General features: G+C 46.9%; 10 protein-coding genes. 6 read left to right on the top strand and 4 right to left on the bottom strand.

Annotation, left to right across the window (positions count from 1 at the left end; genetic code table 11):
* Both FC83_RS06990 and FC83_RS06995 read right to left on the bottom strand, forming a co-directional pair.
* Positions 1-1,319 (bottom strand): Cna B-type domain-containing protein (locus tag FC83_RS06990; RefSeq protein WP_162260650.1); only part of this gene is annotated, 1,319 nt, incomplete at its 3' end.
* A gap of 237 nt (positions 1,320-1,556) precedes the next feature.
* Entirely contained in the window at positions 1,557-2,510 is a 954-nt protein-coding gene (locus FC83_RS06995; protein WP_057002575.1) for a DMT family transporter, read from the bottom strand.
* 246 nt (positions 2,511-2,756) lie between these two features.
* Here FC83_RS06995 and FC83_RS07000 point away from each other — a divergent pair, with 246 nt between their 5' ends.
* Complete coding sequence (locus tag FC83_RS07000) at positions 2,757-4,184, top strand: MFS transporter (RefSeq protein ID WP_052004867.1); 1,428 nt, start codon at positions 2,757-2,759, stop codon at positions 4,182-4,184.
* Between the two features lie 98 nt (positions 4,185-4,282).
* Here the strand turns inward: FC83_RS07000 and FC83_RS07005 are convergent, their stop codons facing one another.
* Both FC83_RS07005 and FC83_RS07010 read right to left on the bottom strand, forming a co-directional pair.
* A complete protein-coding gene (locus tag FC83_RS07005) occupies positions 4,283-5,680 on the bottom strand; it encodes an FAD-binding oxidoreductase (protein WP_035454524.1) in 1,398 nt (465 codons plus the stop codon).
* Between the two features lie 143 nt (positions 5,681-5,823).
* Positions 5,824-7,842: a KUP/HAK/KT family potassium transporter gene (locus FC83_RS07010; protein WP_035454523.1), complete on the bottom strand. Its 2,019-nt coding sequence runs from the start codon at positions 7,840-7,842 to the stop codon at positions 5,824-5,826.
* A 305-nt stretch (positions 7,843-8,147) separates the two neighbouring features.
* Between FC83_RS07010 and FC83_RS07015 the strand changes: the two genes are divergently transcribed.
* The 5 genes from FC83_RS07015 (at position 8,148) to FC83_RS07035 (ending at position 13,737) form a co-directional block, all read left to right on the top strand.
* Positions 8,148-9,170, top strand: coding sequence for a helix-turn-helix transcriptional regulator (locus FC83_RS07015; RefSeq protein WP_057002576.1), 1,023 nt, complete (start codon positions 8,148-8,150; stop codon positions 9,168-9,170).
* 198 nt (positions 9,171-9,368) lie between these two features.
* Entirely contained in the window at positions 9,369-10,535 is a 1,167-nt protein-coding gene (locus FC83_RS07020) for an MFS transporter (RefSeq protein ID WP_035454521.1), read from the top strand.
* Between the two features lie 274 nt (positions 10,536-10,809).
* Positions 10,810-11,742, top strand: coding sequence for a L(+)-tartrate dehydratase subunit alpha (gene ttdA / locus FC83_RS07025; protein ID WP_035454519.1), 933 nt, complete (start codon positions 10,810-10,812; stop codon positions 11,740-11,742).
* A complete protein-coding gene (gene ttdB, locus FC83_RS07030; RefSeq protein ID WP_035454518.1) occupies positions 11,739-12,350 on the top strand; it encodes a L(+)-tartrate dehydratase subunit beta in 612 nt (203 codons plus the stop codon). The genes ttdA and ttdB overlap by 4 nt, the downstream gene beginning before the upstream one ends.
* A gap of 22 nt (positions 12,351-12,372) precedes the next feature.
* A complete protein-coding gene (locus FC83_RS07035) occupies positions 12,373-13,737 on the top strand; it encodes a citrate:proton symporter (protein ID WP_057002577.1) in 1,365 nt (454 codons plus the stop codon).
* Positions 13,738-13,798: the final 61 nt, after the last annotated feature.

A 13,798-nucleotide genomic window follows, 5' to 3' on the forward strand; every position in this document is an offset into this window, starting at 1 on the left:
TGACTGGCGGCGTTCACCGTTTTAGTCTGCACCACTTTGCCGTTGGCTAACAGGTTAACTTTAATGCTAGTCGGGCGCTGCTTGGCTTGATCATTGGCGTCGTCCCAAGTCTTCGTGCCGTTAATGGTGACGGCCTTGGCATCTTTTGCCGTAACTTTGATATTGCTATAAGTATTATTGGTTTTGGTAATGGCAAAGTTGATGGGCGTGGCATCTAACAAATAGCCGGTCGGTGCTTTGGTTTCCACAAAACTGTAATCGCCCACGTTTAAATTGGTCACCTTCAGCAAGCCTTGGGCGTCGGTGGTGAGATTAGCTTGGATAACCTTATCCCCTTGTTTCAAAGCGAACACGGCCCCAGCCAAAGGGGTATTGGTAGCGGCATCAACCTTGGTCAGTTGCGCCGAGCCGTTGTAACCCTGGGCCGAGCCATGACCGCCCCAAATCACTTGGCTCTTGGCCGTGGTGGCCACGCCCGTCCCGGCACCGCCCCCAGCACTGCTGGAAGCGACTTCGTTGGTCCAAGTATTCCCAGTATCTGGATTTAAATTGGTGATGGTGGTGCGATAAAGGACCATCACTCTAGTGGTGATATTGCCTAAATCAATGGTTAGCTGGTTGCCGTTGACCTTAACCGTGGCGGGAATCGTCGTCTTCGGATCACCATTGTCCGTGGTGGCGGACAATGAGCCGGCTTTATAAGTCTGCCCCGGTCCCAGGGTATCCGTTAACACCACATTATTAACTGTTTTATTGTCTGGATTAACGGCAATATCCCAAATGATTTCGGTGGGATCCGTCACTTTATTAGGATCATTGTCCGCTAACCAGCCATTCTTACCCACAAACCAAGGATTACTATGGCCGGAATCAGTGTGCTTCCCACTCACATTTAACACAATAGCTCCATGGCGATTATAGGCCTTAAAATTCTGGTTAAAGGTTAAAATACCTTGCTGCTGGCCATTAGCCAAGGCCACCGTACCAATCACTTTGCCGGTACTATCGGTTAAATTGATTTTCGTATCACTGGCAGTGGCCACGGTATCCGGCAAGGTGATCTGCACCGTGTCCCCGGCGTTAATGGCGACATTGTCCGGAATGGCCCAATTATAAGTGAGGGTATAATTGGTATAAAGATCCAATTGCGGCTCGTGGGTCACATCTTGGCCGCTGGCCGTGGTGATTTTGGCATCCCCCGCCCCCACACCAGTGACACTTTGGGTCACATCGGTGGCCCCAACTTGGTTTGGCGCAGTGGTTAATACAGATAAAATTGGGGCAATTAACAACAACGCCACCATAAAGAGTACTTTCACCTTATTTTTCCTAAATTTCAACAACACAATTCCCCCGTTCATTGCCACTTTATTGCTTTTATCATTAACAATATGTATCGGTCTAAATAAACACTCATTGTAATTAATTCTAGGCCACTTTGACCAAATTGTGAATAACATTATGATAATCTCAGGTTTTATGGGCTTTAAAAGAACGCTAAAAAAAGCATAAAGCCCATGGCTTTATGCTCCCTAGTGGTAAATATAACTAATTGTTTAAACTAACTTAATTAACCCAACCCCCACTAACATCACTAACAAGCCCACAAATTGAACCAGGGCGATGGGTTGCTTTTGGGCGCCAAACCAGCCGAACTGATCCACCAACAAGCTGGTGATGATCATGCCGATCAAGACAATGACCACGGCTAACCCGGTACCGATGATGGGCACCAAATAGCTGTTACCTAAGACAAACAGGCCGCCCATGACGCCGCCGACCCACAGCCACCAAGGCTGGCGCTGTTTAAAGGCCGGGGCAATGTGGTAACCATGTTCTTTGATGAGCACTAATACATATAAAATAACGGTCCCAATGAAAAATGAAATAAATGCTGCTTTAATGGGTGAATGAACCACGGTACCCACATGGCCATTAATGGCGGTTTGTGAGGCCCCTAGCATCCCCACAAAAACCCCGAACAAACGCCAAGACCATTGGTGGGCGGTGGCTAAAACTTTTTTGTCGGCGGCTTTAGCCACGTCGGCATTACGGCTTTGCAACCAATCTTTCACAGCCACGGCTAAAACCACCCCGGCAATGACTAACAACGCTCCCACGATCCGCAAGGGGGTGAGGCGATGGACTGGGGAGGCAAACCAGCCAAAGTTATCGATGATCATACTCATGATGATTTGACCCATGATGGGCATGATCACGGTCTGAACACTGCCCAACCGAGGGAACAAGATGATGTTACTGGTCAAAAAGATGACCCCGATAACCCCACCGACCCACAGCCACCAGGGTTGCGTCGCAATCAAATGGGCACTAACAAACAATGAGTGGGTAGCCAAAATAGTGGCCACGGCCAGAAAAATTGTCCCAATGGTAAACGAAATTAATGAGGACAGAAAAGGTGACTTGACCACCACCCGCAAGCGGGAATTAATGGCCGTTTGAATCGGTAAACCCACGCCGATGAGTAAACCCAGGACAATGGGAATCATGGGAGCCACTTCCTTTACAAGTATTGTTATGAGATGCCCCTATCATAAACTTATCCCCGTGATATTTCATGCAATTAAGCTCGGGATTGTGATTTGTTTCACCTTCAATTTTGAAGACACGGCCGATAACGGTTAACTATGGCAGCGCTTTAAAAAAAATAGCTGATTGAAAATGTGAAATCGTTGACGTAGCCCCTTAATGTGCGTACGCTTAAGCCAAATTCTAATCATAAAGAGGCCTTTAAAATGACAGCTCAAAACAAACCCCTGCGAATTTGGTGGATTTTTACAGCAATCTCGATTTTTTCCTTCATGTCCACTTTGACCAGCAGCGTGGTGAACATTGCCATGCCCGTCATGAGTCGGGCCATGGGGGTTTCCACCACCCAAATCAACTGGGTGGCTTCCAGTTACTTGGTGTTGACCTGTATGTTGCTCCTGCCCTTTGGCAAACTGGGGGACTTATACGGCAAAGTTCGGATTTTCAAAATTGGCACCGTTATCTTTACCCTGAGTTCATTTTTATGTGGCATTAACTTTGGCTTTATTTTCTTACTACTTTGTCGGGGCCTGCAAGCCCTGGGTGCCAGCATGACCTTGAGCAATAACGCCGGTATTATCACCGAAATCTTTCCTCCGGAAAAGCGGGGCCTGGCCTTAGGCAGTTTTTCCTCGGTGGTGGCCCTAGGCGGGGTAGTGGGTCCCGGTTTAGGGGGGCTGATTTTAGGCAATTTATCCTGGCATTATATCTTTTGGTTAAATATTCCCCTGGGTCTATTCGCTATTATTATTGGCCAAATATTCCTACCCAAAACCACCCAACGGCAAAATCAGCCCCTGGACTACCTGGGCTTAGTGAGCTTTGGCATCATGATGGGCACATTATTTGTCGGCTTATTGTGGGGCCAACAAATTGGCTTTGCCAGCTGGCCTTTTAGCTCACTCATGGGGGTGACTGTGCTGTTATTACTGACTTTCATCCGCACCGAACGGCACTTCCCCGCGCCAGCGGTGAACCTGGCCCTCTTTAAAAACGCCAATTTCTCCTTAAATCTATTGGCCACCATTTTGGTTTACGCCTTAAACTTTGTGGTGAATATCATCGAACCCCTTTATTTACAAGAAAATCGGCTGATTTCCCCGGCTGTGACGGGCTTAATCATGATGAGTTTTCCTATCATTCAAGTGATCATTGCCCCCCTGGCTGGCACTTTGTCGGACCACTTGGGGGATTGGCAGGTTTATATGGCGGGCATCGTCATCTTGATCATCGGCCAAATTGGCCTGGCCACCGTGGGCCATGCCACCGCCATCAGCTTATTATGTGTCTGGTTAGGCTTGATTGGCTTAGGCAACGGGATTTTCCAAGCCCCTAACAACGTCATGGTCATGGCCGCTGTGCCTAAAAGTCAATTGGGGGTCACCAGTGGCTTGTTAGGCCTGTCCCGGAATATTGGCATGACCGTGGGCACGATTTTTTCCAGCGTCCTGCTTTTTGCTGGGATCAACCACGCCCTGGGTTATCCGGTCCATAATTATCCTGCACATGCGCCAGCTGCCTTTATCACGGGGATGCGCTTGACCTTTGTGGTGTGCGCCGTGGTCTTCATCCTCTTTTTGATTGGCAACGTCACCGCCAGAATTCGTCAGAAACCCCAACATTTAACAGCCTAAAAACTGTCATCGTTCTTTGGCCTGCCCACCAAAAAAGCCTTAATCTGCGTCGGATTAGGGCTCTTTTTAATTGCTTGATTTAAACTGATACGTAACCTTTAATTAATTTTCCGTTTGGGATTTAAAATACCCAAAGGATCAAATAGGTTCTTAATTTGATGTTGAATACTGTCCACATCAAAGCCCAGCTCCACGTTGGTCCATTGATTCTTCGACATCCCCACGGCATGTTCTCCAGAAATGGTGCCCCCTAATGCCAGAGCTTTATGGAACATTAAGCGGGTGGCTTCAATGATCTTAGCCGGGGGTTCTGCCTGGTCTTTGGGCCATAACAAGCTAGGGTGTACATTGCCATCCCCGGCGTGGCCGGCGGTATAGACATCCACGTCTAATTTTTGAGCCACTTCCTGTACATAATTCATCATCTCGGGCAATTTGGATAAGGGCACGGCCATGTCTTCCATGATGTGATTGCCATGGGCAAAGACTGCTGGCAACATATCTTGACGCAATTTCATCAATTGGGCAGCTTCAGTGGGGTCAGCGGTAACACTGACATTTTCAGCCTGATGATCCTTTAGGATTTGTTCGGCAATGGCCAAACTGGCTTCCCCGCCAGCATCCAGTTTGAAAATCAACATAGATGCGGTGGCGGACTTGGCGTAGTGGGTGCCTTCGTACTCATCTAGGGCCTGAACCGTCTTGCCATCCAGTGCTTCTAACATCACCGGATAGATGCCGGACAAACGCAGGTCTTGAACAGTGCTGGCTAAAGCGGCCATATCCGGAAAGAAGGCTACCCCGGTGACGGCATTGCCCACGGGGATGGGGTAAAGTTTCACAGTGATTTCTGTCACAATGCCCAGGGTGCCCTCTGAGCCCACGAACAATTGGGTCAAATCATAGCCAAATGCTTGTTTTAAGGTGCGGCCCCCCACTTTGATTTCCCGACCATCGGCTAAAACTACCTTCAAGCCTAAAATGGAATCCTTGGTCACCCCATATTTGACACTGCTCATACCCCCAGCATTGGTAGCCACATTGCCCCCAATTGACGAAATGGGTTTAGAACCCGGGTCGGGGGCGTAAAACATCCCCTGTTCCCGGGCAGCTTTATCCAAGTCCCCATTGATAACCCCGGGTTGAACCACGGCCAAGAAGTCACCTTTGCTGATTTCTTGGATTTTATTCATCCGAATGGTGGACAAAATGATACTGCCATCAATGCCATCAGCCCCAATGACCGTACTGGTATCAGCACTTTGAGGAATCACGGGAATGTGATATTGCCGGGCCACCCGCAAAACTCCCTGAATATCCGCCACGTCACCTACGGCTACATAGGCTAAAATGCGCCCTTGAATAGCATCTTGGGCCCGCCCATTGGCCGAAAACTTCAAGGCCACCGCATCATCAATATGGACCTCAGCATGCGGTGTCGCCGCCTTTAAATCCGCCAAAATATCCGATCTATTAAAAGCTGGAAAAACAGCCATAATTATCCCTCATTTCACAATTTAATTGTTTAACTCACACCCTCAAAATTAGCACAATTTGCCCAGGGGTACCAACATTTATACTCGCAGCCAAAAACCGGCTAACCGCTGCATTTGCATGTCACGGTTAGCCGATTTTGTCATCACCGACGCTTATGATAAATTTTACGTTGGACTAAATATTGATCCTTTTGTTGGACGATGAATAGGGGTGAACTTTCTTGCACCACATTACTGAAGCCTAGGCCATACCAAGATACCGGAGAGGCGGTGATATTTTGCAGGTAAATGCGCCCGGCAATCAGGCGGCGGTCAAGGGGTGGAATTTGATCATTGATCGACAAATCCGCCGGCTGCTCATTGATCAGCACGAACTTGAAGCCCCCGACTTTCCGATGTTTCTGGGTGGAATACTTCGGGACCTGGGGATCCAAGACCCCCTGTTCCACCAAATGATCCACCACTTGGTGCAGATAAGCGGTGACCGTTGGGGCTTTGCGAAATCCTAAGAATAACTGCACATCCACAATATTTTTGGTATCTAACATGTCCACGGTATACGTACTTTCATAAGGGGCATTGGTCTCATTCACTGTGACGAACCAGTAAACTTTGGCTCGTTTGGGTTCTTGATCCAAAATGGAATAAACCGTACTGCGCTTAATGCGGTAATCCTTTTTAATCCGGGTCATATACACTAAGTTGGTGGTATACATGGGCACACTATCATCAGCACTTAATTCAGCCAGTTGGTCCCGATAATCCAATAAGGACACATACTCGCTTTCCCGTTCATAGTGGTCCCGGCGTTTATTGCCAAAATACCAAACCCACATGACGTATAAAATGGCCAGCATGATGAGCAGGGTAATATAGCCCCCATGGATAAATTTCACTAAACTGGCAATCAAGAAGACGGTTTCGATGGTGCCAAAGAACAGGGCCAGCACCAAGGCACAGGGATAATTGAGTTTTTGTTTCAAAAATTGGAATAATAATAAGGTAGTCATGACCATGGTGATGGTGATGGCCAAACCATAAGCGGCCTCCATTTTTTGAGAACTGCCAAAGTACCAAACCACGCCCAGGGTCACGGCACACAAGAGCCAATTCACCGTGGCAATATAGATTTGATTTTTAACATTGCTGGGATGCTTGATGATCATCCGGGGTAAAAATTTCAACCCCATGGCTTCATCCACCAGGGTATAGGACCCAGTAATCAGGGCTTGGGAGGCAATAATGGCGGCAAAGGTGGCCACAATGATGCCCACTAAGCGCCACTGCCCCGGTAACATTTCATAAAAAGGATTCAAATTGGATAGATTGCGATAAGCCGCATCGTTGGCATGGTTAATGATCCAAGCCCCTTGGCCCAGGTAGTTTAAGAACAGGGCCAGAAATACAAAGGGCCAGGTGGCATGAATATTTTTTTTACCCACATGGCCCATATCCGAATACAAGGCCTCCGCCCCGGTGGTGGCTAGAAATACACTGCCTAGGATAAAAATTCCCACTTTGTTCACCGGGCTAAATAGGATCTCCACGGCATAATAAGGGGACAGGGCTTTTAGAATAGCCGGATAGCCCAGCAGGTTTAAAATCCCAAAAACCGCCAAAAAGCCAAACCAAACCACCATCACCGGGCCAAAGGACTTGCCAATGGTCCCGGTGCCAAAGCGTTGAATCACAAATAATAGTAGCAACACCACGGTGGTGATGAGCAAGACATCGTGCTGGGAGTTGCTGAAAGTCAGGGCACCGATTTGCTGATTCTTCAGGCCCTCAATGGCTGAGGTCACCGTCACCGCCGGGGTCAGGGTCCCATCGGCTAAAATAGCCGCGCCCCCTATCAGGGCGGGGAAAATTAACCATTTACCGTGGTGGCGCACTAAGGCATAAAGGGCAAAGATGCCACCTTCCTTGTTATTATCGGCCTGCATGGCAATGATCACGTACTTCAACGTGGTGATGATCAGCAGGGTCCAAAAAATCAAAGAGACGGCACCAATGATATATTTAGGGGAAACATTGCCCATTTTACCGGCGTCGCCGATGATGGCGTTCATGACATACAAAGGGGATGTCCCAATGTCGCCGTAGACAATGCCTAAGGTCACCAACATCCCCGCCCCGGTTACCCGGTCCATTTTTTTATCCATTGCTTACCTCCGTAAAAATCCTATGTACACGTTCTCAAAAAAGCTCTTAGCGTTCATTGCTTACATCTATGTTTAACGTTTCAAATAGGCCACTGTGCCGCCATATGCGTTCTAATATATTGCAACTTAGCCGCATTTTCAAGCCTAGTTTGTACGTCTTCCGGGCGTGTCAGACTGGCCTGTTCCCGTCACGAAAATAACGGCGGCTATTTTGCGGATTTATGCAGACTAAGACTAGTTCATCATGTTACGATAGTCACAAATACAAAGCCATTTTATGAAATGGCTAAAGAGAAGTGATTATCATGCTTGATCAGCTTCAGCTCAATCCTTTAAACAACTATTTCAACCAGTTAGTCTACGCCATTGGCAGCTACCATTACAATTGGCATCCCCAAATTGAACTGCTTTGGCTGCTCCAGGGCCAAATTGAAGTCAATGTGGATGGTGCCCGGTATACACTAGGCCAAGATGGGTTAATGAGTATCAATCCTAATATTGGCCACGCCACATTTGCTTTAACCCCAGATAGCATTGCTTTAAGGTTGCACATTGATCCTAGATTTTACCATTATCAAGGCGTTAACGTTTTAAATGGCCAATTCAACTTAAATTCGGCCCAACGCCAAGTTCACCCCAATTATGACACCTTGCGCCATAGTTTAGCCCAGCTTTACTTAGGCCAGGTTTCCGAAAACCTCAGTGCTTTTGAGCAAAATGCCTTATTTTATCAAATCAGCAGCTTACTTTATCATGATTTCTTCACCCTTCAACCCGGCACTCAGGCCCCTGCGGCTTTGAACAGCGACCAGTTAAATATTGCCACGGCATATTTGGATACCCATTATCAAAGTGAGATCACCCTGGAAAGCCTGGCCAAATTCTGCAACTATTCACCGTCTTATTTATCAAAATTGTTCAAAGCACAATTAGGTATTAATTTCTACGAATATCTGGTGCGTTGCCGCTTGCAGCACGCAGTTTATGCTTTGGCTGATCACCGGCAAAAAATTGTTGATGTGGCCTTAGTCAGTGGTTTTAAAGAGGTAAAATCCTTTAACGCCATGTTCAAAAAACATTTTGGTCAAACACCCTCGGCTTATCGCAAAACCTTATCCCCGGAAATATTATCCCAGGATCAAAAATTCAAGCGGGCCTTGTCTATTCCCCAACATGATCAAATCTTGAAACACCTGGTGACCATTGTGACCCAGGATAATACCACCCAAGTTAACGACCCTTGTGCTACTTGTAACTTCAATCAAGCTGAGCAAAAATATCAGAATTTAAAAAATCGGCTACAGCAACTTCTTGATGCTGAGCCTTAACGGCATCCCTTTGGGTGACAGGCTTTACCCAGCACGATTCAGAATCCTTTGTTTACAATTGTATTACGATTGCCAAATCTCCAGAAAACCCCTTGACTTCATAGCTATTATTTTATAGATTAGTAACATTTGATTCAGAACACGCCTGCCTAAATTTCAGGCAGTCACAACTATGAAAATGGGGTAAGTTTGTAAAATATGACCAATAAAAATACTTTCGCCGCTGGAATCGGCGTTTTAACAATTTCCATGATGTTAACTAGTTCGCAGGCCATTAATGGAGTCATTCCCCAAATGCGCGCTGCCTTGCACATCACCCAAGCCCAAAGCGAGTTATTGAGCACAGCACCCAGTATCACCGTCATTTTATTTATTTTGTTATCCAGCTATTTAGCTAAGCAAATCGGAATGAAGAAGACCATTCTTGCAGGGATGCTCTTGGCCGGCGTCGGAGGTATTTTGCCGATCTTTTCCGCCCAATTTGCCACCGTATTAGCCAGCCGCATGATTTTAGGCGCCGGTTTAGGGCTCTACAACGCCTTAGCGGTGAGCTACATCAGTGCCCTGTTCACCGGCAACACCCGGGCCACTTTACTGGGTGTCCGCAATTCCATGGAGCTGATTGGTCAAACCGTGTTGATTTTTGCGGCCGGGTTATTACTGAATATTAGTTGGACCTTTTCTTTTGCTGTCTACGCCTTGGCTTTTCCAATTGCGTTATTGTTTTATGCCAAAGTGCCAGAAACTCAAAGTACGCCAACCCCGACCACCCCAAAAGTTAAGGAAAAAATACCAGCTGCCGTTTATGCGCTAGTTTTGTTCGCCATTATCATGGTGATGATCAGCAATGCTATTTCCGTCCGGTTCGCTTCAATTGCCGCCCAAATTGGTGGCAATCAGCTGAACCCCAGTAATTATTTAGCCTTGATGCCAGTTTTAGGTATCATTGCTGGTTTGACTTTTGGCGGGGTTTATAAGCATTTGAAGCAGACTACCATGCATATTGCCATGACTTGTTTCATCATTGCCAATGTATTGATTGCCATTTCCGGCCACAGTCTACCGGTTTTATTAGCGGGATTATTTTTGTCCAGCATCCCCTGTGCTTGGTGTTTCCCGATGATCTTCAACCAATTGGACCGTCTGACTACCAAAAATACCGTTAATTTAGCCACGGGATTGATATTTGTCGGCTGTAATATTGGCAATTTCTTAGCCCCCTTAGCCATGCAAGTCACCCAAAGCTTGACTGGCAGCACCAGTTTGACAGGCCCCTTTTACGTCTTCGCCGGTATTTTAGTGGTCTTGCTGTTGCTCAATATTGAAGTCAGTCGGGGCAAATTGCCTCTACTCAAGGCCGCTTAATGCCAAAATGGCCGTGAAACAGACCCACTATGACAATTATTGGGTTAGTCAATATTTGTCATCAATTTTTGTTTAATCACATTCAAATCATCGTAGTGCCACAATAACCTCCCTATTGTGGCACTACTTTTTTTATACCCCCACAGCCGCTAAACCCACCTGGGACAGCCTTGTATTCTGTTTCATCCCGAAAATTTGTTGGCAAGCAGCGGTTCGCCATTTCTAGCGCTAACAGCGATACTAAACTTGTCAACAAATCAAGGAGGTAATCAGTATGCAAGCTATCGAGAAATATACCTATACAACCCCAACGCTCTCCCCAAAAGCCCAGCAAATGCGGGACTTAATGACCAACTACATCACCATCGTCAGCCGCCGTCTACCTGACGATGTGACCAAAAAGTTAAAGGACTTAGCCCAAATTGAAGTGGATCCCTTGCAGCAACTGGTATACGACACCATGCGGGAAAATCAATTGCTGGCGGAGACATTGAAACGCCCCAGTTGCCAAGATACCGGCGCCCTCCAATTTTTCATCAAATGCGGTGCCCAATTTCCTTTACTCAGTGAGTTGAATGCTATTTTAAAAGATGCGGTTTACCAGGCTACCCAAAAAGCGCCCTTACGCCATAATGCCGTTCAAACTTTCGATGAATACAACACTGGTTTAAACATTGGTAATGGCATCCCGTCAGTCTTCTTAGAAATTGGCGATAACAGTACTGATATTGAAATCTATGTTTACATGGCCGGGGGCGGTTGTACCTTACCCGGTGCCGCCAAAGTCCTCATGCCCGGTGAAGGTTATGAAGGGGTCGTGCGCTTTGTCATGGATCAAATGACCAGTTATGGCATCAATGCTTGCCCACCACTGTTGGTAGGGGTAGGTGTGGCCACATCCGTGGAAACCGCTGCTTTCAACTCAAAACTAGCCTTGATGCGCACAGTGGATAGTGTTAGTCCCAACGCAAATGCTGCCAAAATGGAGCAGTTACTAGAAACAGGTATTAACAACATCGGTTTAGGCCCCCAAGGCTTTGGTGGTAAAAAATCGGTTATGGGGGTCAACGTGGTGAATACCGCCCGGCACCCCTCCACCATTGGCGTGGGTATCAGCACTGGTTGCTGGTCCCACCGCCGGGGTAAAATCACCTTTGATGCTGCCTTGAACTACACTTTGCCCATGAATAAAGGAGTGCAATTATGAGAACATTTCATTTAACAACACCAATTTCAGACGCCGACCTAGAAGAGATTCGCATTGGTGATATTATTTATTTAAATGGCACCATGGTCACTTGTCGCGATGTGGCCCACCGCCGTTTAGTTGAGGAAAAAATGCCCCTACCCGTGGATGTTCGTAACAAGGCCATTTTACATGCTGGTCCAATTGTGAAAGATTTAGGCAATGACCATTATGAAATGGTATCCGTGGGGCCTACCACCAGCATGCGCATGGAAAAATTTGAAGAAGAATTTGTAAAACAAACCGGTGTGAAGTTGATCATCGGTAAAGGTGGCATGGGCCCTGGGACCCAGCGGGCTTGTGAAAAATATAAGGCCTTACAACTGGTTTATCCCGCTGGCAATGCTGTTTATGCCGCCACGAAAGTTCAAAAAATCGTGGATGCCCAGTGGCGCGATCTGGGCATGCCGGAAACACTTTGGGTCTGCAAAATCGCAGACTTTGGGCCTTTAGTAGTAGCCATCGATACCACTGGTGCCAATTTATTTGAACAAAATAAAATTGAATTTAACCGCCGGAAAGAAGCAGAGATTCAAAAAATCAACGCCCAAGTACGTTTTATTAAATAACCTGTAGAAAGGGGCCGCCCCAATGATTGTCGTCCTTGCCATTTTAATGATCACTGTTTTTATTGTGCTACTGGCTAAAAATAAATTGTCTATCCTAGGTGCCCTGGTCTTAGTTCCCCTGTTCTTTGGCAGCATCATCGTTATCTTTACGAAAGCAACATTTTCAGATATGTTCCGTTGGATTTACGATGCCTTATTTTATGCAGTCAGTCCGGATAATGGGGCGGCCACCATTGGCGTCGTCTCTCCAGGGCTATTGATTCTCTTTGCGGTCATTTATTTTGACTTGATGCTCAATATTGGCCTGTTTGATCCCCTTTGTGCCTTCTTCATTCGCAAAGCCAAAGGGGACCCTTTGAAGGTCACCATGGCCACGGTTTTAACGGCAACCATCGTGACTATGAATGGGGATACCACTACCACCATCATTATTTGTGCGGCGGCTTTCTTAGAACTTTGGCGGGCCATGCATATGAAACTCATGTACCTGGCCATTTTAATCGTTACTCCCATTGGGATTTTCAACCAACTGCCTTGGGGTGGGCCCACCATTGCGGCCAGTACCGCCATGGGCGTTTCAGTCAGTCATCTCTTTAAAGCCTTGTTGCCAGGGATGTTAGCTGCTGAAGTCTTTGCCATCGGCTTAGCTTATTATTTAGGCCGCAAAGAACGCAAACGTTTGCAGTGGGCTGCAGAGATGCGCAATGAAATCGACGATGATTTTTTGGAAAAGATGGTAGATGCTATCCGCAACAAGAATCCCGAGTTAAAACGGCCCCAATATTATTGGTTCAATTTGTTATTGACCCTGTTTATTCTTTACTTATTGATCGCAGATGTTTGTCATGGGGCAATCTTGTTCATGATTGGTACCGCCATTATCTTGACTGTGAACTACCGGGATGTGAATACCATCAACCAACAATTGGAGGCTGTGGCTGGGGATGCCTTAGGACCCGCAGCGGCCACATTTGGGGCCGGGGTCTTCTCTGGTATCTTAACCGGTAGTGGCATGGCAGCGGGGTTAGCCGGTGGGATTGCCGCCATCATCCCCGCCGATTTAGGGGCCCACATCGCTCCGCTTTACGCCATCATTTCCGCACCGGCCATTGTCTTTTTACCCCAAGATGCCTTTTACTTTGGCATCGCCAAAGTTATTGCCAAGGTGATGACTGGCTTTGGCATTACCCCTCTGCAAGCCGCCGTGGCTTCTATGGTGGGCCAGTCCTTCCGCTTGATTTCCCCTGTGATTCCAGCTTTATACATGCTGACTGGTTACACTAAATTAAATTTCGTGGATTTTCAAAAGAATTACGTGAAATACTGTTGGCCGATCTTATTTATTTACATTATTGTGTATGCGCTTACAGACGTATTACCCTTTTAATCTAGCCATTAAGAGCCCTCTGATAACAATGCAGTGGGGCTCTTTTTTAATTTGATAACGT

Source organism: Agrilactobacillus composti DSM 18527 = JCM 14202 (assembly GCF_001436375.1).
In the GTDB taxonomy this organism is placed as follows: domain Bacteria; phylum Bacillota; class Bacilli; order Lactobacillales; family Lactobacillaceae; genus Agrilactobacillus; species Agrilactobacillus composti.

Coding starts and splice junctions, on each gene's coding strand:
- FC83_RS07020 (WP_035454521.1), top strand. CDS start 9,369: ATGACCAATAAAAATACTTTCGCCGCTGGAATCGGCGTTTTAACAATT.
- ttdA (WP_035454519.1), top strand. CDS start 10,810: ATGCAAGCTATCGAGAAATATACCTATACAACCCCAACGCTCTCCCCA.
- FC83_RS06995 (WP_057002575.1), bottom strand. CDS start 2,510: ATGATTCCCATTGTCCTGGGTTTACTCATCGGCGTGGGTTTACCGATT.
- FC83_RS07035 (WP_057002577.1), top strand. CDS start 12,373: ATGATTGTCGTCCTTGCCATTTTAATGATCACTGTTTTTATTGTGCTA.
- FC83_RS07010 (WP_035454523.1), bottom strand. CDS start 7,842: ATGGATAAAAAAATGGACCGGGTAACCGGGGCGGGGATGTTGGTGACC.
- FC83_RS07005 (WP_035454524.1), bottom strand. CDS start 5,680: ATGGCTGTTTTTCCAGCTTTTAATAGATCGGATATTTTGGCGGATTTA.
- FC83_RS07015 (WP_057002576.1), top strand. CDS start 8,148: ATGCTTGATCAGCTTCAGCTCAATCCTTTAAACAACTATTTCAACCAG.
- ttdB (WP_035454518.1), top strand. CDS start 11,739: ATGAGAACATTTCATTTAACAACACCAATTTCAGACGCCGACCTAGAA.
- FC83_RS07000 (WP_052004867.1), top strand. CDS start 2,757: ATGACAGCTCAAAACAAACCCCTGCGAATTTGGTGGATTTTTACAGCA.